General features: G+C 63.2%; 30 protein-coding genes. 17 read left to right on the top strand and 13 right to left on the bottom strand.

The annotated features are described in order from the left end of the window. The first annotated feature begins 52 nt into the window (after positions 1-52). The 11 genes from PVW51_RS05845 to PVW51_RS05795 all read left to right on the top strand — a co-directional run bounded on the left by PVW51_RS05845 (position 53) and on the right by PVW51_RS05795 (position 8,666). On the top strand, positions 53-982 hold the full coding sequence (locus PVW51_RS05845; RefSeq protein ID WP_274573949.1) for an ABC transporter ATP-binding protein: 930 nt from the start codon (positions 53-55) through the stop codon (positions 980-982). Then, entirely contained in the window at positions 979-1,740 is a 762-nt protein-coding gene (locus PVW51_RS05840; RefSeq protein WP_269361420.1) for an ABC transporter permease, read from the top strand. Before PVW51_RS05845 ends, PVW51_RS05840 begins: the two co-directional genes overlap by 4 nt. Positions 1,741-1,789: 49 nt before the next feature. After that, positions 1,790-2,587, top strand: coding sequence for a S49 family peptidase (locus PVW51_RS05835; protein ID WP_269361419.1), 798 nt, complete (start codon positions 1,790-1,792; stop codon positions 2,585-2,587). After that, positions 2,587-2,751 (top strand): hypothetical protein, encoded by a 165-nt coding sequence (locus tag PVW51_RS05830; protein WP_205388213.1) that lies wholly within the window; start codon positions 2,587-2,589, stop codon positions 2,749-2,751. The genes PVW51_RS05835 and PVW51_RS05830 overlap by 1 nt, the downstream gene beginning before the upstream one ends. Positions 2,752-2,753: 2 nt before the next feature. After that, a complete protein-coding gene (locus PVW51_RS05825) occupies positions 2,754-3,701 on the top strand; it encodes a calcium/sodium antiporter (protein ID WP_269361604.1) in 948 nt (315 codons plus the stop codon). Between the two features lie 10 nt (positions 3,702-3,711). After that, entirely contained in the window at positions 3,712-4,491 is a 780-nt protein-coding gene (locus tag PVW51_RS05820) for an SDR family oxidoreductase (RefSeq protein WP_274573948.1), read from the top strand. 286 nt (positions 4,492-4,777) lie between these two features. Continuing rightward, positions 4,778-6,643 carry an excinuclease ABC subunit UvrC gene (uvrC, locus tag PVW51_RS05815; protein ID WP_269361415.1) on the top strand — a complete coding sequence of 622 codons (1,866 nt, stop codon included), beginning with the start codon at positions 4,778-4,780 and terminating at the stop codon, positions 6,641-6,643. 141 nt (positions 6,644-6,784) lie between these two features. Next, positions 6,785-7,447, top strand: coding sequence for a CDP-diacylglycerol--glycerol-3-phosphate 3-phosphatidyltransferase (gene pgsA / locus PVW51_RS05810; RefSeq protein ID WP_269361413.1), 663 nt, complete (start codon positions 6,785-6,787; stop codon positions 7,445-7,447). Continuing rightward, positions 7,444-7,689: a molybdopterin converting factor subunit 1 gene (moaD, locus tag PVW51_RS05805; protein WP_114275265.1), complete on the top strand. Its 246-nt coding sequence runs from the start codon at positions 7,444-7,446 to the stop codon at positions 7,687-7,689. The genes pgsA and moaD overlap by 4 nt, the downstream gene beginning before the upstream one ends. A gap of 3 nt (positions 7,690-7,692) precedes the next feature. Further along, on the top strand, positions 7,693-8,139 hold the full coding sequence (locus PVW51_RS05800; RefSeq protein WP_269361410.1) for a molybdenum cofactor biosynthesis protein MoaE: 447 nt from the start codon (positions 7,693-7,695) through the stop codon (positions 8,137-8,139). An 80-nt stretch (positions 8,140-8,219) separates the two neighbouring features. After that, positions 8,220-8,666 (top strand): universal stress protein, encoded by a 447-nt coding sequence (locus tag PVW51_RS05795; protein ID WP_274573947.1) that lies wholly within the window; start codon positions 8,220-8,222, stop codon positions 8,664-8,666. A 40-nt stretch (positions 8,667-8,706) separates the two neighbouring features. On the opposite strand, the gene PVW51_RS05790 is transcribed toward PVW51_RS05795, so the two are convergent. The 3 genes from PVW51_RS05790 to ubiA all read right to left on the bottom strand — a co-directional run bounded on the left by PVW51_RS05790 (position 8,707) and on the right by ubiA (position 11,966). Continuing rightward, positions 8,707-9,033, bottom strand: a complete 327-nt coding sequence (locus PVW51_RS05790) for a hypothetical protein (protein ID WP_114275262.1) — start codon at positions 9,031-9,033, stop codon at positions 8,707-8,709. Continuing rightward, positions 9,020-10,927, bottom strand: a complete 1,908-nt coding sequence (locus PVW51_RS05785; protein ID WP_269361406.1) for an OmpA family protein — start codon at positions 10,925-10,927, stop codon at positions 9,020-9,022. Before PVW51_RS05785 ends, PVW51_RS05790 begins: the two co-directional genes overlap by 14 nt. A 61-nt stretch (positions 10,928-10,988) precedes the next feature. Further along, positions 10,989-11,966: a 4-hydroxybenzoate octaprenyltransferase gene (gene ubiA / locus PVW51_RS05780; RefSeq protein WP_274573946.1), complete on the bottom strand. Its 978-nt coding sequence runs from the start codon at positions 11,964-11,966 to the stop codon at positions 10,989-10,991. Between the two features lie 11 nt (positions 11,967-11,977). On the opposite strand from ubiA, the gene PVW51_RS05775 reads away from it, so the two are divergent. The 3 genes from PVW51_RS05775 (at position 11,978) to PVW51_RS05765 (ending at position 14,708) form a co-directional block, all read left to right on the top strand. Continuing rightward, entirely contained in the window at positions 11,978-12,700 is a 723-nt protein-coding gene (locus PVW51_RS05775; RefSeq protein WP_274573945.1) for a 16S rRNA (uracil(1498)-N(3))-methyltransferase, read from the top strand. Positions 12,701-12,748: 48 nt separating this feature from the next. Next, on the top strand, positions 12,749-13,276 hold the full coding sequence (locus PVW51_RS05770) for a hypothetical protein (protein ID WP_274573944.1): 528 nt from the start codon (positions 12,749-12,751) through the stop codon (positions 13,274-13,276). Positions 13,277-13,337: 61 nt separating this feature from the next. After that, on the top strand, positions 13,338-14,708 hold the full coding sequence (locus PVW51_RS05765) for a glutamate--cysteine ligase (RefSeq protein WP_274573943.1): 1,371 nt from the start codon (positions 13,338-13,340) through the stop codon (positions 14,706-14,708). Positions 14,709-14,729: 21 nt separating this feature from the next. Here PVW51_RS05765 and PVW51_RS05760 read toward each other — a convergent pair whose 3' ends face one another. From PVW51_RS05760 to PVW51_RS05720, 9 genes are all read right to left on the bottom strand, one after another. After that, positions 14,730-15,626, bottom strand: a complete 897-nt coding sequence (locus PVW51_RS05760) for a DUF805 domain-containing protein (protein WP_274573942.1) — start codon at positions 15,624-15,626, stop codon at positions 14,730-14,732. 155 nt (positions 15,627-15,781) lie between these two features. Further along, positions 15,782-16,138: a hypothetical protein gene (locus PVW51_RS05755; RefSeq protein ID WP_274573941.1), complete on the bottom strand. Its 357-nt coding sequence runs from the start codon at positions 16,136-16,138 to the stop codon at positions 15,782-15,784. 18 nt (positions 16,139-16,156) lie between these two features. Further along, positions 16,157-16,597: a hypothetical protein gene (locus PVW51_RS05750; RefSeq protein ID WP_274573940.1), complete on the bottom strand. Its 441-nt coding sequence runs from the start codon at positions 16,595-16,597 to the stop codon at positions 16,157-16,159. 33 nt (positions 16,598-16,630) lie between these two features. Continuing rightward, positions 16,631-17,167, bottom strand: a complete 537-nt coding sequence (locus tag PVW51_RS05745) for a GbsR/MarR family transcriptional regulator (RefSeq protein WP_269361392.1) — start codon at positions 17,165-17,167, stop codon at positions 16,631-16,633. A 203-nt stretch (positions 17,168-17,370) separates the two neighbouring features. Further along, on the bottom strand, positions 17,371-17,979 hold the full coding sequence (gene plsY, locus PVW51_RS05740) for a glycerol-3-phosphate 1-O-acyltransferase PlsY (protein WP_274573939.1): 609 nt from the start codon (positions 17,977-17,979) through the stop codon (positions 17,371-17,373). Continuing rightward, complete coding sequence (gene pyrC, locus PVW51_RS05735) at positions 17,979-19,256, bottom strand: dihydroorotase (protein WP_269361387.1); 1,278 nt, start codon at positions 19,254-19,256, stop codon at positions 17,979-17,981. The genes plsY and pyrC overlap by 1 nt, the downstream gene beginning before the upstream one ends. A 66-nt stretch (positions 19,257-19,322) precedes the next feature. Next, on the bottom strand, positions 19,323-19,754 hold the full coding sequence (locus PVW51_RS05730) for a hypothetical protein (RefSeq protein ID WP_114275252.1): 432 nt from the start codon (positions 19,752-19,754) through the stop codon (positions 19,323-19,325). A gap of 128 nt (positions 19,755-19,882) precedes the next feature. After that, entirely contained in the window at positions 19,883-20,416 is a 534-nt protein-coding gene (locus tag PVW51_RS05725; protein WP_274573938.1) for a hypothetical protein, read from the bottom strand. A 90-nt stretch (positions 20,417-20,506) separates the two neighbouring features. Then, a complete protein-coding gene (locus tag PVW51_RS05720) occupies positions 20,507-21,457 on the bottom strand; it encodes an aspartate carbamoyltransferase catalytic subunit (RefSeq protein ID WP_114275250.1) in 951 nt (316 codons plus the stop codon). A 100-nt stretch (positions 21,458-21,557) separates the two neighbouring features. On the opposite strand from PVW51_RS05720, the gene PVW51_RS05715 reads away from it, so the two are divergent. Genes PVW51_RS05715 through moaB form a run of 3 tightly spaced genes read left to right on the top strand, consistent with a single transcriptional unit; the run spans position 21,558 to position 23,480 of the window. Next, a complete protein-coding gene (locus PVW51_RS05715; protein ID WP_274573937.1) occupies positions 21,558-22,334 on the top strand; it encodes a uracil-DNA glycosylase in 777 nt (258 codons plus the stop codon). Continuing rightward, complete coding sequence (locus tag PVW51_RS05710; protein ID WP_274573936.1) at positions 22,327-22,941, top strand: LysE family translocator; 615 nt, start codon at positions 22,327-22,329, stop codon at positions 22,939-22,941. Before PVW51_RS05715 ends, PVW51_RS05710 begins: the two co-directional genes overlap by 8 nt. Continuing rightward, complete coding sequence (gene moaB / locus PVW51_RS05705) at positions 22,938-23,480, top strand: molybdenum cofactor biosynthesis protein B (protein WP_269361376.1); 543 nt, start codon at positions 22,938-22,940, stop codon at positions 23,478-23,480. Before PVW51_RS05710 ends, moaB begins: the two co-directional genes overlap by 4 nt. Positions 23,481-23,619: 139 nt before the next feature. On the opposite strand, the gene PVW51_RS05700 is transcribed toward moaB, so the two are convergent. Continuing rightward, positions 23,620-25,047, bottom strand: coding sequence for a phosphomannomutase/phosphoglucomutase (locus PVW51_RS05700; protein WP_443287611.1), 1,428 nt, complete (start codon positions 25,045-25,047; stop codon positions 23,620-23,622). Positions 25,048-25,055: the final 8 nt, after the last annotated feature.

The raw sequence follows: 25,055 nt of genomic DNA, 5'->3' as shown, positions 1-25,055 counted from the left end.
TACTTTAACGTCCCGCCGATTAAGTTCGCGCGGGATGAAGGGGGCCTGAGCCATGGCAAATATCGTTGAAATCACAGACCTGCGCAAATCCTACAAGGATGGGTTCCAGGCGCTCAAGGGCGTGAACCTGGGGATTGAAGAGGGTGAAATCCTTGCCCTTCTCGGCCCGAACGGCGCGGGCAAGACCACATTGATCTCTACGGTCTGTGGGATCACCATGCCGACCAGCGGTACGGTCACTGTCGGCGGGCACGACATCCTGCATGATTATCGCGCCGCGCGGTCGATGATCGGGCTGGTGCCGCAGGAAATCAACCTGGAGCCTTTTGAGCGGGTCATCAACACCGTGCGGTTCTCACGCGGTCTGTTTGGCAAGCCGTCCGACGATGCGGCCATCGAGAAGGTGCTGCGGCAATTGTCGCTTTGGGACAAGAAGGACAACCAGATCAGGGAATTGTCGGGCGGTATGAAGCGCCGTGTCCTGATCGCCAAGGCTTTGGCCCATGACCCCCGCGTTCTGTTTCTTGACGAACCCACCGCAGGCGTCGACGTGGAATTGCGCAAGGACATGTGGCAGATCGTCGACAAGCTGAAGGAAGATGGCGTGACCATCATCCTGACCACCCATTATATCGAAGAGGCGGAGGCGATTGCCGACCGCGTCGGTGTGATCGCCCATGGCGAGCTGCTGCTGGTCGAGGAAAAGACCAAGCTGATGACCCGCATGGGTCAGAAGGAACTTGAGGTGCAATTGACCGAGACCCTGACCGAGGTTCCCAGGAATCTGCAGTCCGACGATCTGGCCTTGTCCAGTGACGGGCACGCCTTGATCTATACCTATGATACCAATGCCGAACGCACTGGCATCACCAAGCTGCTGGCGGATGTTGCCGCCGAGGGGCTGGTGCTGCGCGATGTCGTGACCCGGCAATCCAGCCTGGAAGATATCTTTGTCAATCTGGTCAAGGAGGACGCGGCATGAACTGGACGGCTGTCCGCTCCATCTATATTTTCGAGATGTTCCGGTTCTTCCGGACCGTCGCGCAGAGTTTGCTTGCGCCTGTCATCTCCACATCGCTTTACTTCGTCGTTTTCGGCGCGGCCATCGGCAGCCGGATCGAACAGGTCGAGGGGGTCGGCTATGGGGCGTTCATCGTGCCGGGGCTGATCATGCTGACGGTCATAACCCAATCCATCGCCAATGCCTCTTTCGGGATCTATTTCCCCAAGTTCATCGGCACGTTCTTTGAGCTTCTGTCCGCGCCGATCAGCTTTCTCGAAATCGTCATGGGCTATGTGGGGGCCGCCGCGACCAAGTCGCTGATCATCGGATTCATTATCCTGATCACGGCATACTTCTTTGTCGATTTCAGCATCGCCCATCCACTGGCCATGGTGGCGTTCTTGCTGCTGACCACGATCAGTTTCGCGCTCTTCGGATTTATCCTGGGCATCTGGGCGGGCAATTTCGAACAATTGCAGATCGTGCCGCTGCTGATCGTCACGCCGCTGGTGTTCCTGGGCGGGTCTTTCTACTCCATTTCGATGCTGCCGCCGTTCTGGCAGGCAGTGTCGATGTTCAACCCGGTGGTTTACCTGATCTCGGGGTTCCGCTGGGCGTTCTTTGACACCGCGGATGTGCCGATCCTGACCAGCCTTCTGGCCATCGGGCTGTTTACCGGTGTCTGTCTCGGCATCATATGGTGGATTTTCCGCACCGGCTGGCGCATTCGCCAATAAAGCTTCGCCTCGCCTTGTTTGACCGGCGTCGGCGTTCTACATGGGGGGCATGAACAACTGGCTGCCTTTCCTGAAGTCCAACCCGACCGTTGCTGTGATCCGCCTGTCGGGGATGATCAGCACCTCAGGGCGTGGCGTGCTGAACGACGCGACCCTGGGGCCGGTGATCGAAAAGGCGTTCAGCAAGGGCAAACCGGTCGCCATCGCGCTTGAGGTGAACTCGCCCGGTGGCAGCCCCGTCCAGTCTTCGCTGATCGGTGCGCGCATCCGTCGGCTGGCAGAGGAAAAGAAGATTCCCGTCATCGCCTTTGTCGAGGATGTCGCGGCCTCCGGCGGCTACTGGCTGGCCGTGGCCGCGGATGAGATCTATGCCGATCCGTCTTCGGTGCTGGGGTCCATCGGTGTGATCTCCGCCTCCTTCGGGGTGCATGAGCTGATCGACAAATACGGCGTGGAACGGCGCGTCTATACCGCTGGCAAATCCAAGAGCATGCTGGACCCGTTCCGCCCCGAAAACCCGGAAGACGTGGCCCGGCTGAAGGTGCTGCTGGAAGACATCCACGAGAATTTCAAGGACCATGTGAACAGCCGTCGGGCAGGCAAGCTGCCCGAGGATCAGGACCTGTTCACCGGAGAGATCTGGCTGGCGAAACGCGCCGCCGAACTGGGTCTGATCGACGGCATCGGCCACCTGCGCCCGATGATGAAGGACCGCTTTGGCGACAAGGTCAAATTCCGCCGCTATGGCGCGCGCAAGGGGTTGCTGTCGCGGTTCGGGGCGCAGATCGTCGATGATGCAGTGCAGGGCATCGAAGAACGCGCGGCCTTTGCGCGGTTTGGGCTCTGATGGTATTCAAGATCGTTCTTCTTTTCCTTGTGTTCATGGGGATGCTTGCCTGGTTCGGCAAGATGCACTGGCTCGGCGGCAAGCGCTTCAGCCAGACCAAGTGCAGCGCCTGCGGCCGGTATCGTATCGGCAAGGGCCGCTGTAGCTGCGGGGGGCAGGGCTGATGCTGATGCCGTGGCTGCTGTCTCTTCTGGGGCTGGTGATCCTGCTGCTTGCAGGCGATGCGCTGGTGAAGGGCGCGGTGAACCTGTCGCTGCGGCTGGGCGTGCCCGCGCTGATCGTCAGCCTGACCATTGTGGCCTTTGGCACATCCGCCCCGGAGCTGCTGATCTCGATCAAGGCCGTGATCGACAATGCGCCGGGCATTGCCCTGGGCAATGTGGTGGGATCGAACACCGCCAATATCCTGCTGGTGCTGGGCATACCGGCCTTGCTGGCAACCATGCACACCTCTGAATGCCACACGCGCAAGACATATAATTTCATGATCGCCGCCTCGGTGCTGTTCATCGCGCTGGCGTTCCGGGGTGTCTTTGACTGGATTGCCGGGCTGGTCCTGCTGGGCGGGCTGGCCTATGTGCTGGCCGATCAGTTCGGCGAGGCCTGCAACCACCGCAACGCCTGCAAAGGCGATGATGCCGAGGAACCCGAAGGGGCCGACCCCGACATGCCGCGCTGGCAGATTGCGGTTTTCCTGGTGCTGGGCCTGATCGGCCTGCCGCTGGGCGCAAGCCTGCTGGTGGACAATGCCACCATCATCGCAACCGCCTATGGGGTCAGCGATACGGTGATCGGTTTGACCCTGGTGGCGGTCGGCACCTCGCTGCCGGAACTGGCCACGACAGTCATGGCCGCCCTGCGCCGCCAGGCGGATGTGGCGCTGGGCAATGTGATCGGATCGAACATGTTCAACCTGCTGGCGATCATCGGCATCGCCAGCCTCGTCGGTCCCATCGACGTCGACCCCGCCTTCCTGAGGCTCGACCTTTGGGTCATGCTGGGCGCGTCGCTGTTGCTGATCCCCTTTGTCTATCTGGGCCGTGACATCACGCGCATTTGGGGGATTGCCTTGTCCGCTCTATATGCCCTGTATCTTGTGGTCGTGTTGAGCTGAGGAGAACGTGATGAAGCGGGCGTTGGTGACCGGTGCGGGAAAGCGGCTGGGCCGCGCAATGGCGCTGTACCTGGCGGCGCGGGGCCATGATGTGGCCGTGCATTACGCCAGTTCCGCCGAAGGCGCGGAAGAAGTCGTGCACGAGATCGAGGCGATGGGCCGCAAGGCCACGGCGCTGCAGGCCGATCTGCTGGAGGACGCCGCGACGGAAAGCCTGCTGCCCCGCGCGGCCGCGGCACTGGGCGGGCCGATCACCTGTCTGGTCAACAATGCCTCGATCTTTGAATACGACACGCTGAAATCCGCAACCCGCAGCAGCTGGGACCGGCATATGGGCAGCAATCTGCGCGCGCCCTTCCTGCTGACACAGGCCATGGCCGCGCAGGGGCTGACCCCGGATCGGGACGCCAACGGAGAGCCGCTTGCGACCGGTCTGATCGTCAACATGATCGACCAGCGGGTGCGCAAGCTGACGCCTGAGTTCATGACCTATACGCTGGCAAAGATGGGGCTGTGGGCCATGACCCATACCACCGCGCAGGCGCTGGCCCCGGTCATCCGGGTCAATGGCATCGGCCCCGGACCAACCCTGAAAGGCGCCCGGCAGAGCGATGCGCATTTCGCCCAGCAACGCGCCAGCGCATTGCTGGAGCGGGGGGCCAATCCCGATGACATCACTGCCGCCCTTGGCTATTTTCTGGATGCGCCGGGGGTCACGGGACAGTTGCTGTGCGTCGATGGCGGGCAGCATCTGGTCTGGCAGACACGCGACATCATCGGTGTCGAGTAAGACCCCGGGCGAAAGTTCTGCACGGTGCTGCGGAGGTGTTACAAAACCGTTGCAAAAGTCGTTAAGATTCAATGAATTGGCAAGGGTTAATAAACTTAACGTGGAAAATCAAGAGGTTGCATATCTGCCTAAATATTGTGCGTTTCGGTGAAGCGGGCCGGATTCAAAGAAAAATTCCACCTGCGTCAGAGTTATCTGCAGAGTTATCCACATATTTGGTGGACAGGTTAATCCTTGTCATGACCAGCCGCCTGTTGCAGGCCAACCGGAGAATCAGAACGGGACGATGACGGAAGAAACGATCAAACCGCAGCTGGGTCACGAGGTCATCCAGGGCTATCTCAAGACCATCGACACCTCGCCGGGTGTCTACCGGATGCTGGATGCGGAAAGCCGGGTGCTTTATGTGGGCAAGGCGCGGAATCTGCGCGCGCGGGTCAGCAGCTATGCGCGCCCCACCGGGCATTCGCCACGCATTGCGCGGATGATCTCCAACACCGCCTCGATGATGTTCCTGACCACCAGGACCGAAACCGAGGCACTGCTGCTGGAACAGAACCTGATCAAGCAGCTCAAGCCCAAGTTCAACGTGCTGCTGCGCGACGACAAGAGCTTTCCAAACATCCTCGTCACCACGGATCAGGACTTTCCCCAGATCAAGAAGCACCGGGGCGCCAAGAAGGAGAAGGGCGCCTACTACGGTCCCTTCGCCAGTGCGGGGGCGGTGAACCGGACCCTGAACCAGTTGCAGCGGGTGTTTCTGCTGCGCGATTGTTCGGATGCCATGTTCGACAGCCGCACGCGGCCCTGCCTGCAACACCAGATCAAACGCTGCAGCGCCCCCTGCGTCGGCAAGATCAGCAGCGATGAATACCGCCAGTCCGTGCGGGATGCGGAAAGATTCCTCTCGGGCAGGACGACGGATATTCAGGCCCGGCTGGCGGGCGAGATGGCGCAGGCCTCCGAAGCGATGGAATTTGAACGTGCCGCCGCCCTGCGCGACCGGATCAAGGCGCTGACGCAGGTGCAGACGGCCCAGGGCATCAACCCCAAGGGCGTGGCCGAGGCGGACATCATTGCGCTGCACATGGACAGCGGGCAGGCCTGCGTGCAGGTGTTCTTCATCCGTGCGAACCAGAACTGGGGGAACCGCGATTACTACCCGCGCGTCGGCGCAGACGTGGATGCTGCCGAGGTGCTGGAGGCCTTTATCGGTCAGTTCTATGACACCCGTGAGCCGCCGCGCCAGTTGATCCTGAGCAACGAGATCGAAAACCCCGATCTGATGGCGGATGCGCTGTCGGGCAAGCTGGGCCGCAAGGTGGAACTGCTGGTGCCCCAGCGTGGCGAAAAGGCCGAGCTGGTGGATGGCGCCCTGCGCAACGCCCGCGAGAGCCTGGCCCGCAAGATGGCGGAGACGGCGACACAGGGCAAATTGCTGAGCGGTCTGGCCGAGGCATTCGACCTGCCGGGTCCGCCGCAGCGGATCGAGGTCTATGACAACTCGCATATCCAGGGGGCCCATGCGGTGGGTGCCATGATCGTGGCCGGACCCGACGGGATGATGAAGAATCAGTACCGCAAGTTCAACATCCGCGGTGATGAGCTGACCCCCGGCGACGATTTCGGCATGATGAAAGAGGTGCTGACGCGCCGTTTCAAGCGCCTGATCAAGGAAGACCCGGAACGCAGGGAAGGCCAGTGGCCGGAGCTGTTGCTGATTGACGGCGGAGCCGGGCAGGTCTCTGCCGTGGCGTCGATCATGCGCGAATACGGGGTCGAGGATATTCCGATGGTCGGTGTTGCCAAGGGTGTGGACCGCGACGCCGGCAAGGAGGAGTTCCACCGCGTTGGCAAACGTCCGATGGCGCTGCGCCATAACGATCCGGTACTGTATTTCGTCCAGCGCCTGCGCGACGAGGCACATCGTTTTGCCATCGGCACGCACCGCGCGAAACGCGCCAAGGCGGTCGGGGCCACGCCGCTGGATGATGTGCCGGGCGTGGGCGCGGCCCGCAAACGTGCATTGTTGGCGCATTTCGGATCCGCCAAGGCGGTGGGGCGCGCGAACCTGAGCGATCTCAAGGCGGTCGAGGGCGTATCCGGCGCATTGGCCGAGACGATATATGCTTATTTTCATGACCGGGGCTGACGCGGAAGAGCGGCTGCGCCGCGCTCGATCCTGTTTTCTGATGGGGGACGCTGTCCCCCAAACCCCCTGGGAATATTTTTGGCCAAAAAGAGAGGGGGGTTGGTGCTTTCGCGCCTTTGCGGGGCGGGTTAGGGTGCGGTCATGAAATGGAATCTGCCCAATGTTCTGACGCTTTTGCGTCTGGTCGCAGCACCTGGTGTTGCGGTGATGTTCCTGTATTTCGATCGTCTTTATGCGGACGGGCTGGCCATGCTGTTGTTCGTGGTCGCGGCGGTGACGGATTGGTTCGACGGCTATCTGGCGCGTGCCTGGAAACAGGAGACCAAGCTGGGGACCATGCTGGACCCGATTGCCGACAAGGCCATGGTGGTGATTGCGCTGATGGTCATTGTGGGCTTTTCAAGCTGGTCGCCCTGGCTGGTGTTGCCCACCACGGTGATTCTGTTCCGGGAGGTCTTTGTCTCCGGGCTGCGGGAATACCTTGGCGATGTGTCCGGCACGCTGAAGGTGACCAAACTGGCCAAGTGGAAGACAACGGCGCAGATGATTGCCATCGCTGTGCTGTTCAGCCAGGGCGTGTTCGAGCATTATTTCGGCCTTTCCGGTGGCGGGATGGATGTGGCGTCGGGGGAAACGCTGGGCGTGGCGCTGGAGCACGATCTGATCGGTCACGACCTCGACCTGGAAGTCTGGGCGGGGCGCGTCGGGCTGACATTGTTGTGGATCGCGGCGGCGCTGACGGCAATCACCGGGGTGGACTACCTGAAAAAGGCGATGCCGCATCTGAAGGAGGGCAACTCATGAATGTCTTGTATTTTGCCTGGGTGCGGGAGCGGATCGGCGTGCCGCGCGAAGAGGTCGAGACCGGGGCCAGGACCGTGAATGACCTGGTTGTCGAGTTGCGCGCGCGCGAGGAACGCTATGCCGCGGCCTTTGAGGATCTGTCGGCGCTGCGTGTGGCGGTGGATCAGACCCTGGTGGATTTTGACGCGCCATTGGATGGCGCTCGTGAAGTGGCGTTCTTCCCCCCGATGACGGGGGGGTAGGCGATGCGCATTTCCGTACAGGAAGCGGCCTTTGATCTGGGGCAGGAAGCTGCGGATTTTGCCGCGGGCCGCGCTGACATGGGGGCCATTGTCACCTTTACCGGCGTCGTGCGGGACCTGCCCGGTGATCCGCTGGACGTGATGGAGATCGAACATTACCCCGGCATGACAGAGGCGGCGCTGACCGATATGGCGCAGCAGGCGGTGACGCGGTTCTCTCTTGGCGATGTGCTGGTGATCCACCGGTTTGGCGCGCTGAAACCCGGCGAGATGATCATGATGGTCGCGACCGCCGCTCCGCACCGCAAGGATGCCTTTGCCGCGGCGGAGTTCCTGATGGATTACCTCAAGTCCCGCGCCCCGTTCTGGAAGCGCGAAGTGACGGCGCAGGGCGGCGATTGGGTCGCGGCAAAGGACGAGGATGAGGCGGCGCTGGACCGCTGGTCCTGACAAGCGGCTGTTTGACCCACATCAAGGTTCCCTGCACACTCCGCTGATAGGATCAGGGGGAAAGCACAGGAGGATGAAAGATGATCACGTCCATAGTTGTTGGTTTTGACGGGTCCGAGGCTGCCGAGCGCGCCCTGAAGATGGGTTGCGAACTGGCGCTTAAGTTCGGGGCCAGGCTGGAGGTATGCCATACGCCTCTGGAAGAGACGGTGACCTTTGCCGCCGAGGCGATTTCGGGGTTCTATGTCGGCCCCACGGCGGCCCATGACGAGATGCTGCGCGAAGCGGCTGTGAAAATGGCGGAACGCGCCAAAGGGATTGCGGCGGAAGCTGGGATGCCGGATGTGGAGGTTCACATCGGGCATGGTCTTCCGGCGGCAAATGTTCTGGCGCGCGCCAAAGAGGCAAAGGCCGATCTGATTGTCACCGGGCGCAGGGGGCTGGGTGCCGTCAAGGGGCTGTTTCTGGGCTCGACCTCTCAGGAGATCAGCAAGAGCGCGCAATGTGCTGTCATGACCGTGGCCTGAGACGGCCCCGGCCGCGCCCCGATGAAGTTTGCAGGACCGGTCAGCTGGCCTGCTGCCGGTCGATATAGGCGCGCATTTCCTCGGCCTCGTGGCGGGCGTCGCGCAGGCCATCCATCGCTGCGCGCAGTTCCGCTTCTGTCTGGGCCAGTTGATTGGTCAGCTCCGCCTCGCGCTGTTGCAGGTAGGTGATCGCCTGGTCGCGGGTTTCTTCGGCCTCGTGCAATTCCTGGCTCATTTTGTCGAGCTGGGCCACATCACCTGCCGCGACACGGGTGAACCTGTGCAGCAGCCAGTTTGCAAACCATCCCAGACAGAAAGCCACGAACAGGATGATCGCGGTGGCGAGGACGAATTCAGTTCTGCTCATCAGTGGGGCCTTCTTCGACTTGATCCGCCTCTGTATCGCTTGATTGGGCAACGGATTCCAGCGTTGTTTGCCCCGGAAGCTCCACTGTTTTCGGGCGGATCAGGCGAAACTCGATGCGTCGGTTGGCTTCGCGGCCCACTTCGGTCTTGTTGTCGGCGACCGGATTCTCCTCGCCATAGCCCTTGGCGGTGAAAGACCCGGTCAACACGCGGCGTGCGCGCAATTCGTTCAGGACGGATTCGGCGCGCGATTGCGACAGTGCAAGGTTCATGCTCTCGCGGCCCTGGCTGTCGGTATAGCCCTGAATCTCAAGTGGCAGGTCGCCACAGCGTTTCAGGATTTCCGCGATGTCGTCCATGGTGCCCAGGGCGCTGGCGTCGATGGTGGCGCTGCCCGGTTCGAAATTGATCTTGGCGACTTTCACCACTTCGCCGATTTCGGCCTCGCATTCGTCTGGCGTGGGCAGGCCCAGCACCGGGTCCAGCTTTTCCTGGTAGATGACATCAATGTCATAGTCGGCCCCTTCCCCCAGTTTGTCGGACAGCAGGGAGGCAATTGCGGTGTTGGCATCGGGATTGCCGGTGTTGCCGGTGACCGAGACGGTATCGGGGGTGACGGTGACAGCGCCGTTGGACAGGCTGGCAAGCGCTTCCAGCCCGGTCAGCACGCGGGGGCCCCAGCTGTCGGGCAGGTCTTCGTCGATCCGCGCGGCCATATAGACCTTGTCGGAGCCAAAGCGTGCCTTGGCATAGCTGTCGGCCAGTTCGCGCAGCGGCGCATTGCTGACACGGCCGCGCAATTGCACCTGACCTTCGGGGCTGAGCGTGGCGGTGAATTCCGGCGGGCCTGCATTGGGGTCTTCGAGCTTGGGACGTTTTGCACTCAGGGCAAAGACCTCGGGCAGGGAGGTTTCCAGCTCGCCCACGACGCGGTCGAACAGTGACTGGTCGACGCCGGGCTGGGCGACCAGGGTCATATCGGCATCGGCCAGGGTGACCGAACCGCCTTCAAGGCGTTTGACGGCGTCGATGCCCTGCATCACCGCTTCCGCCCAGGCCGGGCTTGGAACCCCCAGACCGACCGTGCAGCGGCTGTTCGCAGGGGCGCCGGCGCGTTCGCCTGCCGCCAGGATGCGGTTGCGCGCGGCATCCGTATCGGCGGAACAGGCGTCGAACCTAGCGCCATCCTCATCCAGTTCGAAGCGCATGGTAAAGGGGGTGATCACCGGGCGGGGGGCCGCGATGTCGAGCACCAGCTTCAGCGATGGCGGTGCTGCGCGTTTGAGCTTGGTTTCCATTGCGGCCTTGGCTTCGGGACTGTCGGCAATTGCCGTGATGGAGACGCGCCCGGCCTCGATGGAGGCCTTGGCACGGGGCAATTGGGCAATGGCGGTGATGGCAAACCCCAGGGCCTCTTCCCAGCCGGGAGGCGCGGGATAATCCGCCTGTTCAAGCAGATCGGCGACTTCCTTGCTGCCGGACATCTTGGTGAAACGGGCGATCGCGGCCTCGCGGTCGGTCGAGGAGGGAATCAGGCCGATGATGGACACGCCACTGTCGTTGCGCAGGACCTCGGCGGAAAAACGCGGCGGGGCGATGGCGGCCTGAGCCTCGACTTCCATGTCGTCGATGACGCGGGCGGCATCCACGATGGAGCCTGCCGTGGTCAGTGCCCGGAACCTGACGGCCTCGGTCGGTGCGATGCCTGCAAGCGTGACCTGCAGCCCGTCGGCCTGTACCTCGGCCCATGTCATGCCCTGATCGTCCAGCGCGTCCCGCACACCGATTTCCGATGTCTCCTCGATCAGTTTGACAGAGAAATTCGCCGCCACGAGGGAAACCACGGCGGCGGCGACAAAGGTAAGGGTGATGGTCAGGACAGCAGACAGGCGCATGGCTTTTCTTCTTGATCGTGAACGCTGCCGTCTTGATACGCGCCGGGGGCGGGGGGTGCAATCATGCCAGCAGGGCTGCTGCGAAGAACAACAGCGGGATCATGCCTGTATCGCGGTTGGCGCGAAACAATTGCAGCATTTTCGAGGGGTTGTTCAGGTCGAGCCCGCGCAATTGCCATGCCATGTGCCAGCCCATGGCCCAGGGGCCGCCCAGGGCCAGCACCAGCGCCAATACGGAGGCGTCTGGAAGGGCAGAGAACACCACGGCCAGCCCCATCAGGCCAACGGTCACCACCAGGAAACGGCGCAGCCACTGCGGGCTCTTGTCGCCAAAGAGGCGGGCGGTGGATTTGACGCCAATCAGCGCATCGTCCTCGGTATCCTGATGGGCATAGATCGTGTCGTAGAACAACGTCCATGCGATTCCCGCGACGTAAAGCAGCACGGCGGGTGATTCCAGCCTGCCGGTATGTGCGGTCCAGACCAGCAGCGCACCCCAGTTGAAGGCCAGCCCGAGGAAGACCTGCGGCCACCAGGTAAAGCGCTTGGCAAAGGGATAGACCGTGACCAGCAGCAGTGACAGCACCCCCAGACCGACGGCAGCCCAGTTGAAGGTGAACAGGATGCAGGCCGCCAGCAGCGCCTGAAGCACCATCCAGGCCAGGGCCTGGCGCACCGAGACCTGTCCCGACGGGATCGGACGGGACCGGGTGCGCGCCACCTTGTCATCGATGTCGCGGTCGGTGATGTCGTTCCAGGTACAGCCCGCGCCGCGCATCAGGAAGGCGCCGATGCCGCAGCCGGCAAAGAGCCAGAGGTCTTCCCAGCGGGGGCTCTGGTCATGCAGGATGGCCAGGGCCAGCCCCCACCAGCAGGGCAGCAGCAGCAACCAGGTCCCGATGGGCCGGTCCGCGCGGGACAGGCGCAGGTAGGGGCGCAGGGCCTGGGGCGCGTGGCGATCCACCCAATTGTCGGGCGGCGCATCGGCGACGGTGCCTTTTGCGTCCTGGCGATCTGGCGCGGCGGGCTGGTCTTGCATATATGAACCTCATGAGTGCGAAGATCAGGCTTTATGTAGATCACCCCCTGGGGGCGGGGCAATCGGTTCCTTTGGACCGGGGGCAGGCGCATTACCTCTTCGGGGTGATGCGGCAGCCTGTCGGCGCGCAGGTGGCGCTGTTCAACGGGCGCGACGGTGAATGGCTGGCAGAGGTTGCCCGCGCTGGCAAACGTGACGGCGCGCTGATCTGCGTCGCGCAGAGCAGGCCCTTGCAGATGCCGCCGGACCTCTGGCTCTGCTTTGCCCCGATCAAGAAGGCCCGCACGGATTTCATCGTGGAAAAGGCCGCCGAAATGGGGGCGGCGCGGATCGTGCCGGTGATGACGGAATTCACCAACGCGGGCCGGGTGCAGACCGACCGTCTGCAGGCCCATGCGGTGGAGGCGGCAGAGCAATGCGGTGGCACCTATGTGCCGGAGGTGGCCGAAGCGGTGCGCTTTGACCGGTTGCTGGACGGATGGGACAGCACCCGCCACCTGATGTTCTGCGACGAGGCGCTGGCCGCCGGGGGCGGCTCTGCGCTGCCAGTCGCGCGGGGGCCCTGGGCCATCCTGATCGGGCCGGAGGGCGGGTTTTCGGAGAAGGAGCGGGAACGGCTGGCGCGGCTGGAGGCGGCAGTGGCGGTACGTCTGGGGCCGCGCATTCTGCGGGCGGATACGGCGGCGGTTGCGGCGATGACGCTTTGGCAGCAGGCTTTGGGCGATTGGGGCTGAGGTCTGTGGTGTGTATTTTGGGAACAATGAAATGAAAGTGGACCCCGGATGACGTTTCTCCGGCCTGAGGCGGCAGAAAGTCTGTGGCGCTGGCGCGAGGTGATCGCGGGGGCCGTGCTGGGGCTGACCGGGTTATGGCTGGTGGCGGTGCCGGGTTTTCTGCTGGCGGTCGTGGGCTATCCGCTGATCGCGGCGGGTGCCGGGCTGGCCTGGATCGGGCTGCAGCGGTTGCGGTTCCGGGCAGGTCGGGACGGGCCGGGGGCGGTTCAGGTCGATGAGGGCGAGGTCACATATTTCGGCCCGCTGACCGGGGGCACCGTGGCCCTGCGGGAGATGCAGAGCCTGACGCTGGAGCGCAACATGTATCCGGCGCATTGGCGGCTTGAACAGCCCGGGCAGTCCGCTTTGCTGATTCCGGTGAACGCGGCGGGGTCAGAGGCACTGTTTGATGCCTTTGCAACCCTGCCTGGGATCAGGACCGAGAGGATGCTGGGTGAGCTGCGGGCAGGCGGCGTGCAATCGGTGGTGATCTGGCAGCGGCATGTGCAGCGACCGCCAGTGCGCGTGCTGCATTGACACGCCCTTTCTGATCGCCCATCCCTGACCATTCAGAGATATCATTGCGGAGCCCTCACCCATGTCCATTCCACAGTCCGGCGGCGGCCCCATCGAGCGTCACGAACAACTGGCCGAATACCTGGCGGAGGGCTGCAAGCCCCGGGACCAGTGGCGGATCGGAACCGAGCATGAGAAGTTCGGCTATTGCAAGGATACCCATAATCCCCTGCCTTACGAGGGCGAACGCTCGATCCGGGTCATGCTGGAGGGGCTGCGCGACCGCCACAACTGGACCCCGGTCGAAGAGGGCGGCAAGCTGATCGGGCTGGAAAAGGATGGCGCGAATGTCTCGCTTGAACCCGGGGGGCAGCTTGAACTGTCCGGCGCACCCGTCGAGACCATTCACGAGACCTGCGACGAGGTGAACAGCCACCTGCGCGAGGTCAAGGATGTCGCCGACGAGATCGGCGTCGGTTTTATCGGGCTGGGCGCGGCACCGGACTGGACCCATGAACAGATGGATCTGATGCCCAAGGGGCGTTACAAGCTGATGAACGACTACATGGGCCGCGTCGGCACCATGGGCCGGATCATGATGCGGCGGACCTGCACGGTTCAGGTCAACCTCGACTTCGGGTCGGAGGCCGACATGGTCAAGAAGATGCGCGTGGCCCTTGCCTTGCAGCCCGTGGCCACCGCGTTGTTCGCCAATTCCCCGTTCTTTGAAGGCAAGGTGAACGGCTACAAGAGCCTGCGCAGCCGGGTGTGGCGCGACCTGGATGCCTCGCGCACCGGCACGCTGCCCTTTGTCTTTGAGGAAGGGTTCGGGTTTGAGCGCTGGGTGGACTATGCGCTGGATGTGCCGATGTACTTTGTCTACCGCGACGGCAAGTATATCGACGCGCTGGGCATGTCGTTCCGCGATTTCATGGCGGGCAAACTGCCTGCGCTGCCCGGCGAGACGCCGACGCTCAGCGACTGGGCCGATCACCTGACCACCGCCTTCCCCGAGGCGCGGATGAAGAAGTTCATCGAGATGCGCGGCGCGGATGGCGGGCCCTGGCGGCGGCTTTGTGCCTTGCCCGCCTTCTGGGTGGGGCTGATGTATGACCAGTCGGCGCTGGACGGTGCCTGGGATCTGGTCAAGCACTGGACGCCGGCACAGCATGACGGGCTGCGCGTGTCGGCCAGCATCGAAGGGATGCAGGGCAAGGTGCAGGGCATTTCCCTGCATGAGGTCGCCCGCGAGGCCCTGGCCCTGTCTGAGGCCGGGTTGAAAGCCCGCGCACGCGCAGGCGCCGGCGGGCTGGTCCCCGACGAGACACATTTCCTGAACGCGTTGAAGGAAAGCGTCGAGACCGGCAAGGTGCCTGCGGATGAACTGCTGGAGGCCTATCACGGCCCCTGGGGCGGTGACCTGAGCCGGATCTACGACGAATTCAGCTACTGAGCCTTTCCCGGCGCGCGTGCCTTAGCCCTGGCCCAGCACCCGGGTGCGGTAGAGGTCTTTCAACTCCTGCTTCTGCCTGACCTTCAGGGCGGCTTCCTGCTCGGGGCTGCGTTCGAACAGGCAGGCATAGCTTTGCAGCGGATCACGCCGTTTGATCCCGGGGGCAGAGGATCCACCCGTCTCGCGCATCGGCGCGGGGTCCAGCATGCCGCCAAACCCGTCCTCTTCGTATTTGGTGGGGGCCAGCATGAACATCAGGTGCAACAGGGCCGAGACGACGGGTGTGCAGACCATCAGCGTCGTGACCAGGATCGCCGGAATGCCAATACCGGGGTCCGATTTCACCGACTGGGCCAGATCTCCGACACCTTGTGCAAGCTGTGGTTTCGGCATGCCGCCCGTCATGTCACTGAGCGTTGCCCAGATCACATCCCATCCCAGGCTATTTGCGGCAATTGCAGCGGCAAATATACCGTCCCAGGCGCTTTCTGCCGATCCCATGACGAGGGCAGCCAATACGGCCAGGCCAAGCACGGCTTCATTTCCGGCGACGCTGGATGTCAGCAAGGCAGAGCCGATGCCCAATGCCAAAGTGATGCTGGAGAATATCGCGATGAAGGGCAGCTTGGCCCATTTGCCGCTTTTGCCGCTGTCATGCAGGCGGCGCACGGTCAGGGAGAGGCGCGGGACGATGGTCAGCACGAAGACCAAAATGGAATCGTAGTAAAGCGGGTTCAGCGGCGGGACCTGCCGCGCCAGCAGGCTGGACCAGAATTCGGCGGCATCCCCCGGCAGCAGCGCAAGGATCACGATCCAGATCAGCGGCATCACGCACCAGTATTCGAGCGGTGAGGCACGGCCCGAAAAATTGAATGCGCGGAAAAAGAAATTCTCGAAGTACTGGAAAAATGCGCGCACGGTGCAATCCGATGAATGTTGTTCAGGGACCGAAACTGCCGGGCGATCGGGGCAGGATTTTGACGGTGGTGTGATCTAATCGGGCGCGCCGTCTATTCGCAGGGTGCGGGACCGGCGCGGTTGCGCGCCGGTCCCTGGTTCATGTGGTCGTGCCGTCAGGCCGGTTCTGGCTGTTGCCGGGGATTGTCCCGGGCAGGGGTGGCCAGCACGGCGCGCAGGGTGCCGACGGCATGGGTGAAGCCTAGGCCAAGGCAGAGGCTTGCCAGGCCCAGTGCCAGCAGGAAGCTGATCACCGGGCCGCTGACCGCAAGCGGCAGCAGTGCGCCGATCAGGATCACACCGCCCGTGCCGATGGCGGCAAAGCCGGTGGCGATGGTGACTGCCGCTGCGCGGGCTGCTGCACCGGTCTGCGGGCAGGTGCCGATCATCGCGCCGATGCGCAGGATCATGGTGCACAGGGCGGCAAGCGCGCCGAAGGCCAGAAGAAGGTAGATAAGGGCAAGCAGGATCATTTGTCTCTCCTATCGAGGTCAGTTGGGAATGGGATGGGTGAAGAAATCGCGGCAGAGCCTGCGATAGAGCCAGCCGAATGTGGCGGTCCAGAGGGCAGCAAAGACCAGGGCGAACAGGGCCATTGTCAGCAGGGAAGGGATTTGCCCCTCCTGAGCGGTGAGGCACAGATAGAGTGTTGCGCCCAGTGTCAGGATCCCCACCGCTTTCATCGCAAGAACGGCCAGCTCAAAGATGTCGTGGACCTCTCTTTGCAGACGCCACAGCAAAACCGGGGTCCCGACAGCAAGGTAAAGCGGCCCGCCGATGATCAGCGCGAAGACCGGGACCACCAGCCAGAAGCTGATTGCGGTTACCAATACCGGGCCGCCGATGAGGGCAAGGAAGAAGGCCACGGGGTCGATGACATGATGAGGACCGGCGGTGCGGGCGGAGGCGAAGTTTCCAGTAATTTCTGTCATGAGAGAAATCCTCGGGTAAATGGAAGGCGCTTGTCAGCCCCTGTCCTTGGACTTTGGCAGGAAGCGCGCGATGCGGCCCCCCAGTTTGATCACCGACAATTGCACCGACCGGGGCAGGCGCGACACATCACGATACCAGTCGTCGAACATCTGCATGGTGGTCAGCGTCTCGTTGATGCGCGCTTTCACGGCGGGCGGGGTTGCGTCCTGTTCGGCCTCGGCCTGAACCTCGCGCAGGGCGGCGAGGGTCGGGGCATATTCTCGTTCCCGCCTGCTTTCGATCACCTGGTTGACCAGATCGAACATGTCGCGGATCGAGGTGAAGTGATCGCGCCGATCCCCCAGCTTGCGCTGCGATTTGACCAGGCCGAGTGATTGCAGCTCTTTCAGCCCGTTCGACACGTTTGACCGGGCGAGGTTCAGCAGCTCGCAGATTTCATCCGCGCTCAGGGCTTCCGGCGCGATGTGCAGCAGCGCATGGATCTGCGCCACGGAGCGGTTGGTGCCCCATTTCGCGCCCATGTCCCCCCAGTGGAGGATAAAGTTCTGCATGGCCGGTGTGAGGTGCATCTTCATGTTCCATACGTTAATTTCTGTAATGACAGAAATATCAGGAATGTCGGGAATGGCAAGAGAATTTGTCCGGTGGCGCTGTGGCGCGATGTCACAGGGTCGGGTCACCTGTCGTGAAAGCACACAGGATATTGAGGTAAACTCAATAAATTCAATGTTTTGTAATCTTTGGCGCAGGCCCGACGCATCGGGTGGCGGTGTTACGCTGTCTTGCCGATTTTCGGCTCCGTGCCGGCACGGATGCGTTTGATGTTGGCCCGGTGACGCCAAAAGATCAGCAGGGTCAGGACCACGCCCAGAACCAGAGCGTTGGCCGCGCCGAGAATCACCATCAGGAAGGTCGAGGCGGAAGCGGCGGCCAGCGCCCCCATCGAGGATATGCGGCTGGTCAGCGCCCCGATCAGCCAGGCAATGCAGCAGCCGATACCAACCGGCCATGCCAGTGCCAGCACGATGCCTAGGAAGGTCGCGACACCCTTGCCGCCGTTGAAGCGCAGCCAGACGGGATAGCAATGGCCCAGCATCGCCATCAGCCCGGCCAGCTGTGCCGCATCCTCGCCCGCCATCGCACGGGCCAGCAGGACCGCAACCGCGCCCTTGGCCCCGTCCAGCACCAGGGTCAGCGCGGCGGCCTTCTTGTTGCCGGTGCGCAGGACGTTGGTGGCACCGATGTTGCCGGAGCCGATGTCGCGCAGGTTGCCCAGCCCCATCGCACGGGTCAGCAGCAGGCCAAAGGGGATCGAGCCCAGAAGATAGCCAATGAGACCCCAAAGGATCAGAACGGCGGCGGAACTTTCAATCAGGGGCATCAGGGGGCCTCGAATACGCAATTGCCTGCAACATAGGTTTTCAGGACCTTACCCTGCATCCGCATTCCGTCAAACGGGGTGTTGCGCGATTTGGAACGCAATGTGGCACGGTCCAGCTTGAACGGTGCGTCGGCGTCGAACAGCACCAGATCGGCAGGGGCCCCCGCGCTCAGCCGTCCGCCGGGCAGGTTCAGGCGTTTCGCGGGGTTCAGCGACAGCGCGCGCCAGAGCGTCGGCAGGTCCATCACCTCGGCATGGACCAGCCGCAGCGCGGCGGGCAGCAGGGTTTCCAGCCCGACGGCACCGGAGGCGGCTTCCTCGAAGGGCAGGCGCTTGGATTCCTCGTCTTGCGGCGTGTGCATGGAGCAGATGATGTCGATCAGGCCGGAAGCGACAGCATGGGCAACCGCCAGCCTGTCATCCTCGTCCCGCAGCGGCGGCTTGAGCTTGAAGAAGGTGCGATAGTCCGCCACGTCGAGCGCGTTGAGCGTCAGGTGATGCACGCCCACCCCGGCGGTAATGTCCAGCCCGTTGCGCTTGGCCCGTTCCAGCGCGGGCAGGGCGCGGGCGGTGGTGATCTGGTCGGCGTGGTATTTCGCCCCGGTCATCTCGATCAGCGCAATGTCGCGGTCCAACCCCATGCGTTCGGCCATCGGCGACACGGCGGGCAGGCCGCGCAGGGAGGCGAACTTTCCGCTGGTCGCGGCGGCCCCGGCACTCAGGATCGGTTCCTGCGGATGGGCGATGACCAGCGCGCCAAGGCTGCGGGCATAGGTCAGGGCGCGCGAAAACACCTTGGTATCGGTGACCACATGGTCGCAATCGGTAAAGGCCGCAGCACCCGCGTCCATCAGGAAACCGATCTCGGTCATCTCCTGGCCCGCGCGCCCCTTGGTCAGGGCCGCCATCGGGATCACGTTGACCGGTGCCGCCTCATTGGCGCGCCGGGTGACGAATTCCAGCACTTCGGGGCTGTCGATGGCCGGGGTCGTATCGGGGCGGGTGATCATCGTTGTCACACCGCCCGCTGCCGCCGCCAGCCCGGCAGAGCGATAGCTTTCCTTGTGGCGTTCGCCGGGTTCGCAGACCTTTACGCCAAGGTCCACAATGCCGGGGGCGAGGTATTTGCCCCGGCAATCAATGATCTGCGCGTCACCGGGCGGTTCATCATTGGCGGCGATCCGTTCGATCCGGCCATTGCGGACGGTCAGCGCCCCTTTGGTGAGTGTCCCCGCTTCGGGGTCGATCAGCTGCGCGTTGATGAAGTGCAACGTCATGGCGGGCCTTCGTGTTTGGGTCCGGCGTGTCTTGCCCTAAAACGCGGGCTGAACCAAGGGGCAAGTTCAATCCGCGAGGGGACCCCGGCGCGCGGCCTCGATGGTCTCGGCGGTTTTTGCCGGATAGGGCAGATATCCTATCGCGATGCGCTGGCCCGAGGATAATTCCACAACCACACGGCCCCCGAAGCGGGTAAAGACCCGGTCGATCTCGCTCAGCGGCAGCTGCGCGGTGCCATCGCCGTCTTCGTGGATCAGATGCCCGCCCTCAAGGTGCCAGCGGTCGTATTTGGAGGCGCGCCAGCGCAGGGCGTCGTCGAACAGGAATCCTGCTGTCAGCAAAAGCGCCGTCGGGATCACCCAAAGAAACGGCAGATCGGTGTAAAAGGACAAAAGAAACCCGACCGCCAGCAGCGCCAGGAAGGTAAACAGCGCGGTGACCGCCGCCCGGCGCAGAAACACCGCCCGTTGCGGCGCCCAGCTCAGCCGCGACGTCATCCGGCCATCCAGACCATCATCGCGGCCACGCCAAATGCCACCAGCAGGGCGATCATCGCGATGCGGCCGGACATCTTGGGGTCGGGTTCAGGTTCCTTCATGAAAGTTACCTACCGCATGGGCCGGGGTTAGGAAAGCATCCACAGGCAGAAAAGGGCCACCAGAACCAGCAGCCCGATGATCACCATCGCCCCGCCAGCGCCACCGCGCACCGGCTGCGGGGGCGTCAGGGTCGGCGTGCCGGAATATGGTTTTGCCGCATCCGAATCGATCTCGATCTGGCTCCAGTCGCGCTTTGCCTGGCCATAGGTGCCGATCAGCGTCAGCTCCGGGGTCGGCGTGAATGTCACCTCGCGCCCCTCAAAGGCGCTGGAATAGACCAGCATGACCCATCCTTCGAGCGCACGCAGCTTGGCGCGGTCGCGGGTCAAACCGGCCTCATCGGCATCGACCCCTTCGCGCAGATAGCCATGCAATCCGATCTCGGCCAGATCGGAAATCTGAAAGACGTCGATTCCGCGCGGATCAAGCTGCTGCATCCCCAGTGCATCCTTTTGCGCCTGACGGCTGTTGCGCAGCGATTTCGCCTGGTCATCAGACATCGAAAGACTGAAGACACGCACAATGCCATGTTCATGCGCGGGAATGGTGATTTGTGCCATCTCGTCGGGGTCCGGATTTTCAATCGTGGATGATTTGAGCTGTCTCATGAGGGACAAACGCAAACCGGGCGGTATTGGTTCGGACAGAGGTCAGGAAACCTGGCGCACCGGTGTCTGGCGCAGGTTGCGCGCCAGCAGATCCATGGCTGCCATCCGCACGGCAACACCCATTTCAACCTGGTCCTGGATCACGCTGCGGTTGATGTCATCGGCCAGCGTGCCGTCGATTTCCACACCCCGGTTCATCGGGCCGGGATGCATGACGATGGCGTCGGGCCTGGCATGTGCAAGCTTTTCGGAATCCAGCCCATAACGGTGGTAATATTCCCTTTCGCTGGGGATAAAGCCGCCATCCATGCGTTCTTTTTGCAAGCGCAGCATCATCACCACGTCCACGTCCTTCAGCCCCTCCGCCATGTCGTCAAAGACTTCGACCCCGAAATCGGCCACGCCTGCGGGCATCAGGGTCGGCGGGCCGATCAGGCGGATGCGGTTCTCCATCTTGCCCAGCAGCAGAATGTTCGACCGTGCCACCCGGGAATGGGCGATATCGCCACAGATGGCGATGCTCAGTCGGTGCAGGCGTCCCTTGGCCCGGCGGATGGTCAACCCGTCCAGCAGCGCCTGCGTGGGATGTTCGTGCCGCCCGTCGCCCGCGTTCAGCACCGCGCAATTGACCTTTTGTGCCAGCAGGTCCACCGCGCCCGATTGCGGGTGCCGCACCACCAGCAGGTCGGGGTGCATGGCGTTCAGGGTCATGGCGGTGTCGATCAGGGTTTCGCCCTTTTTGATCGACGACGCCTGCATCGCCATGTTCATCACATCGGCACCCAGCCGCTTGCCCGCAATCTCGAAAGAGGCCTGCGTGCGGGTCGAATTCTCGAAGAACATGTTGATCTGCGTCAGTCCGGCCAGCGCATCGGCGTGTTTGTCAGGCTGGCGGTTCAGCTCTGCATAGGTGTTGGCAAGGTCCAGCAGGGTGGTGATATCGCCCTGCGACAGATGCTCAATGCCTAGCAGATGGCGGTGGGGGAAGGACATGGCGGCGCCTTTCGTCAGTGTCGGGCCCTTATAGGGGGGTGCGGGGGCGGGCGACAAGGTGGGGATTTAGCTTGGCGCGGGCAGGGCGTAGAGTGGCGTCATGGAATCATCGGCTTATCATCACGATCTCGCGCTGCTGGAATGGCAGATCGAGCTTGGCGCGTTTGAGGCGATCGGGGATGTGCCGGTCAATCGCTATGAGGTGCCTGCCGCTGTTGAAAAGCCGAAGGCCGCCGTGGCTGCGACACCTGCGGTCGCGCCGGTGCCACAGGCCAGGGTCGATGCCGTGGCCATTGCCGAACAGGCTGCCGCTGCTGCGGCAACGCTTGAGGACTTGCGCGCGGCCATGGCGGCATTCGAACATTGCGACCTGAAGAAGGGCGCGCGCAATCTGGTGTTCAGCGATGGCATCCCCGGCGCGTCCGTGATGCTGGTGGGCGAGGCACCGGGCCGTGACGAGGACCGGGCGGGCAAGCCCTTCGTCGGGCGGGCAGGGCAGCTGCTGGACAAGATGCTGGCCGCCATCGACATGGGGCGCGACCGGGCAGAGGCGCCGGTCTATATCACCAATGTCCTGCCCTGGCGGCCGCCGCAGAACCGCGACCCCAAGCCGGAAGAGATCGCGATGATGAAACCTTTCCTCATGCGCCACATCGCACTGGCAAAGCCGCAGGTGCTGGTGATTGTCGGCAACTGGTCCTGTCAGGCGCTGCTGGGCAAACGTGGCATCACCCGGCTGCGCGGCGCATGGACCGAGGCCGCCGGGGTGCCCGCCTTGCCGATCTTCCATCCCGCCTATCTGCTGCGCTCGCCCGAATTCAAGCGCGAGGCCTGGGCCGATCTTTTGTCGCTGAAGGCGAAGCTGGCGGATGGTTGATCCTTTGACCCTGCTGGCCTTTGTGCCCGCCGCGCTGGCGCTGAACCTGACGCCCGGGGCGGACATGATGTTCTGCCTTGGCCAGGGGCTGCGTTCCGGTCCCCGGGCGGCGGTGGCGGCCAGTGCCGGGATTTCGTTTGGCGGCATGGTGCATGTGGGGCTGGCGGGCCTGGGGCTGGGGGCTGTGGTGGCCGCGTTGCCCTGGGCGCTTGAGGTGATCCGCTGGATTGGCGTGGCCTATCTGCTGTGGCTGGCGGCGCAGACCCTTCGGCACAGCAGGGCTGCAAAGGACAATGCCCGCGCCTATGGCGTCTGGCAGGCGTTTCGCACCGGGTTCTATGTGAACCTGAGCAACCCCAAGGTGATTCTCTTTGTGCTGGCCTTCGTGCCGCAGTTCGTCCGCCCCGATGCCGGATCCGTGCTGGGGCAGTTCCTTGTCTTTGGCGCGGTGCTGGGGCTGGGCGGATTTGTGATCAACGCGGGCGTTGGTGTTTTCGCCAGCACGCTCGGCCGCAGGCTGGCGCGCGGCGGGCGTTTGCTGGGCTATCTCAGCGCGGGTATCTTTGTCGCGCTGGCCGCGCGGCTGGCAATGATGGAGCGGGCATGAGCCGGATCGACGAAACCAAGGACTTCATCGCGGTGCGCATTGCGGTGCTGACCGTGTCGGACACCCGCGATCTGGCCGAAGACAGGTCAGGCGACGTGTTGGTGGGCCGGATCGAGGCAGCGGGGCATCGGGTGGCCGATCGCCGGATCCTCCGCGACGAGCGGGCGGAAATCGCCGACCAGCTGCGCGCCTGGTGCGCGGATGACGGGGTGGACGTCGTGATCAGCACCGGCGGCACAGGGCTGACCGGGCGTGATGTGACGGTGGAGGCGCACCGCGACGTCTATGAAAAGGAGATCGACGCCTTTGGCACCGTCTTTACCATCGTGTCGATGAACAAGATCGGCACCTCCGCCGTGCAAAGCCGTGCGACCGGCGGGGTGGCGAATGGCACCTATCTGTTCGCGCTGCCGGGATCACCCGGGGCCTGCAAGGACGCCTGGGACGAGATCCTGGTGAAGCAGCTGGATTACCGTCACCGGCCCTGCAATTTCGTGGAGATCATGCCGCGTCTGGACGAGCATCAGCGAAGAAAGTGACGCCGCGCGCCGGAGTTTTCAAAAACTCCGGACCGAATTTTTTGAAAAATTCGCCTGTTGTGCCACCGGTCTTGCCTGCCGCGTATCGGAGTTTTCAAAAACTCCGGCAAATTCCTTTGAAAGAATATCCGGCGCAGGTTCAGAAGGTCTGGTCGTAATCGCCGACGCCGGGTTCGCTGCGGATCACCGCATCCAGTTCCGCGAAAATCTGGCGCAACTCAGCTTCCGAATCCGGGCTTTCGCAGACCACCACCAGATTGGGCGTGTTCGAGGATGCCCGCACCAGCCCCCATGCGCCATTGTCCAGGATCACCCGTGCGCCGTTCACGGTGACCACCTGCGCCACTTTGCGGCCCGCCAGTTCCGGCAGGGTCGTGAGCTTGCCCACGATCCGGTTCAGTATCGCGTATTTCTCCGTATCGGCGGCATAGGGTGACATGGTCGGCGTGGCCCAGGTCTGCGGCAGGGCGCGGCGCAGGTCGGACATGCTCTTGTCCGGATTGCGGTCCATCAGCTTGCAGATTTCCACCGCCACCCGCATCCCGCAGTCGTATCCGCGCCCGATGGGCTCTGCGAGAAAGTAGTGCCCGGACTTCTCGAAACCCGCCAATGCGCCCAGTTCCTTGACCCGTCGTTTCATATGGCTGTGGCCGGTCTTCCAGTAATCCGCCTTGATCCCGTGTTTGATCAGCTCCGGGTCGGAGGCGAAAAGCCCGGTCGATTTCACGTCTGCCACGAAGGTCGATCCGGGATAGAGCCGGGCGAGATCGCGGGCCATGATCACGCCGACCTTGTCGGCAAAAATCTCTTCGCCCTCGTCATCAACCACGCCGCAACGGTCGCCGTCGCCGTCAAATCCCAGCGCCAGATCAGCGCCCGAGGCTTTGACCGATGCGGCCATGTCGTGCAGCATTTCCATCGCTTCGGGGTTCGGGTTGTAATGCGGGAACGTGTAGTCGAGCCTGTTGTGGCTTTCGACCACCTCCACGCCCATGCGGCGGAACAGCTCGGGCGCAAAAGCCGAGGCGGTGCCGTTGCCGGTGGCGCAGACCACCTTGAGCGGGCGGGTCATTTTGAAATCGCCCACAAGATCGTCGAGATAGGCCTCGCGCACCCCGTGGATGAATTCGTAACCGCCGCCGGGGTGCGGCTGGCCCTCGCCGTTCAGCACGATGTCGCGCAGCTCGCTCATTTCGTCGGGGCCATGGGTCAGCGGGCGTTCGAAGCCCATCTTGACCCCGGTCCAGCCATTGGGATTGTGGCTGGCCGTGACCATGGCCACCGCAGGCGCATCAAGGTGAAACTGGGCGAAATAGGCCATCGGCGACAGGGCCGGGCCGATGTCACGGACCTGGATGCCCGCCTGCATCAGCCCCAGCATCAGCGCGTTCTTGATCGACAGCGAATAGTCGCGATAGTCGTTGCCAACGGCAATCACCGGTTCGATCCCGCGCCGGTACATCTGCGTGCCCAGCCCCAGGCCCAGGGCGGTGATGCCCGGCAGGTTGATGTCGTCGGGGTATTTCCAGCGCGCGTCATATTCGCGGAATCCCGTGGGCGTGATCATGGCGTCGC

This window comes from Sulfitobacter sp. PR48 (genome assembly GCF_028807335.1).
Lineage (GTDB): Bacteria > Pseudomonadota > Alphaproteobacteria > Rhodobacterales > Rhodobacteraceae > Sulfitobacter.
The sequence above is the reverse complement of the archived record's forward strand: the minus strand, read 5'-3'. Positions and strand labels throughout refer to the sequence as shown.

Bases quoted from the DNA above. Each gene is read 5' to 3' on its own strand.
- PVW51_RS05775 (WP_274573945.1), top strand. From the start codon at position 11,978: ATGAGTGCGAAGATCAGGCTTTATGTAGATCACCCCCTGGGGGCGGGG.
- ubiA (WP_274573946.1), bottom strand. From the start codon at position 11,966: ATGCAAGACCAGCCCGCCGCGCCAGATCGCCAGGACGCAAAAGGCACC.
- PVW51_RS05755 (WP_274573941.1), bottom strand. From the start codon at position 16,138: ATGATCCTGCTTGCCCTTATCTACCTTCTTCTGGCCTTCGGCGCGCTT.
- plsY (WP_274573939.1), bottom strand. From the start codon at position 17,979: ATGCCCCTGATTGAAAGTTCCGCCGCCGTTCTGATCCTTTGGGGTCTC.
- PVW51_RS05750 (WP_274573940.1), bottom strand. From the start codon at position 16,597: ATGACAGAAATTACTGGAAACTTCGCCTCCGCCCGCACCGCCGGTCCT.
- PVW51_RS05765 (WP_274573943.1), top strand. From the start codon at position 13,338: ATGTCCATTCCACAGTCCGGCGGCGGCCCCATCGAGCGTCACGAACAA.
- PVW51_RS05770 (WP_274573944.1), top strand. From the start codon at position 12,749: ATGACGTTTCTCCGGCCTGAGGCGGCAGAAAGTCTGTGGCGCTGGCGC.
- PVW51_RS05785 (WP_269361406.1), bottom strand. From the start codon at position 10,927: ATGCGCCTGTCTGCTGTCCTGACCATCACCCTTACCTTTGTCGCCGCC.
- PVW51_RS05700 (WP_443287611.1), bottom strand. From the start codon at position 25,047: ATGATCACGCCCACGGGATTCCGCGAATATGACGCGCGCTGGAAATAC.
- PVW51_RS05800 (WP_269361410.1), top strand. From the start codon at position 7,693: ATGCGCATTTCCGTACAGGAAGCGGCCTTTGATCTGGGGCAGGAAGCT.
- PVW51_RS05715 (WP_274573937.1), top strand. From the start codon at position 21,558: ATGGAATCATCGGCTTATCATCACGATCTCGCGCTGCTGGAATGGCAG.
- pyrC (WP_269361387.1), bottom strand. From the start codon at position 19,256: ATGACGTTGCACTTCATCAACGCGCAGCTGATCGACCCCGAAGCGGGG.
- PVW51_RS05790 (WP_114275262.1), bottom strand. From the start codon at position 9,033: ATGAGCAGAACTGAATTCGTCCTCGCCACCGCGATCATCCTGTTCGTG.
- PVW51_RS05840 (WP_269361420.1), top strand. From the start codon at position 979: ATGAACTGGACGGCTGTCCGCTCCATCTATATTTTCGAGATGTTCCGG.
- pgsA (WP_269361413.1), top strand. From the start codon at position 6,785: ATGAAATGGAATCTGCCCAATGTTCTGACGCTTTTGCGTCTGGTCGCA.
- moaD (WP_114275265.1), top strand. From the start codon at position 7,444: ATGAATGTCTTGTATTTTGCCTGGGTGCGGGAGCGGATCGGCGTGCCG.
- PVW51_RS05820 (WP_274573948.1), top strand. From the start codon at position 3,712: ATGAAGCGGGCGTTGGTGACCGGTGCGGGAAAGCGGCTGGGCCGCGCA.
- PVW51_RS05720 (WP_114275250.1), bottom strand. From the start codon at position 21,457: ATGTCCTTCCCCCACCGCCATCTGCTAGGCATTGAGCATCTGTCGCAG.
- PVW51_RS05835 (WP_269361419.1), top strand. From the start codon at position 1,790: ATGAACAACTGGCTGCCTTTCCTGAAGTCCAACCCGACCGTTGCTGTG.
- PVW51_RS05745 (WP_269361392.1), bottom strand. From the start codon at position 17,167: ATGCACCTCACACCGGCCATGCAGAACTTTATCCTCCACTGGGGGGAC.
- PVW51_RS05725 (WP_274573938.1), bottom strand. From the start codon at position 20,416: ATGGCACAAATCACCATTCCCGCGCATGAACATGGCATTGTGCGTGTC.
- PVW51_RS05830 (WP_205388213.1), top strand. From the start codon at position 2,587: ATGGTATTCAAGATCGTTCTTCTTTTCCTTGTGTTCATGGGGATGCTT.
- PVW51_RS05730 (WP_114275252.1), bottom strand. From the start codon at position 19,754: ATGACGTCGCGGCTGAGCTGGGCGCCGCAACGGGCGGTGTTTCTGCGC.
- PVW51_RS05710 (WP_274573936.1), top strand. From the start codon at position 22,327: ATGGTTGATCCTTTGACCCTGCTGGCCTTTGTGCCCGCCGCGCTGGCG.
- moaB (WP_269361376.1), top strand. From the start codon at position 22,938: ATGAGCCGGATCGACGAAACCAAGGACTTCATCGCGGTGCGCATTGCG.
- PVW51_RS05845 (WP_274573949.1), top strand. From the start codon at position 53: ATGGCAAATATCGTTGAAATCACAGACCTGCGCAAATCCTACAAGGAT.
- uvrC (WP_269361415.1), top strand. From the start codon at position 4,778: ATGACGGAAGAAACGATCAAACCGCAGCTGGGTCACGAGGTCATCCAG.
- PVW51_RS05795 (WP_274573947.1), top strand. From the start codon at position 8,220: ATGATCACGTCCATAGTTGTTGGTTTTGACGGGTCCGAGGCTGCCGAG.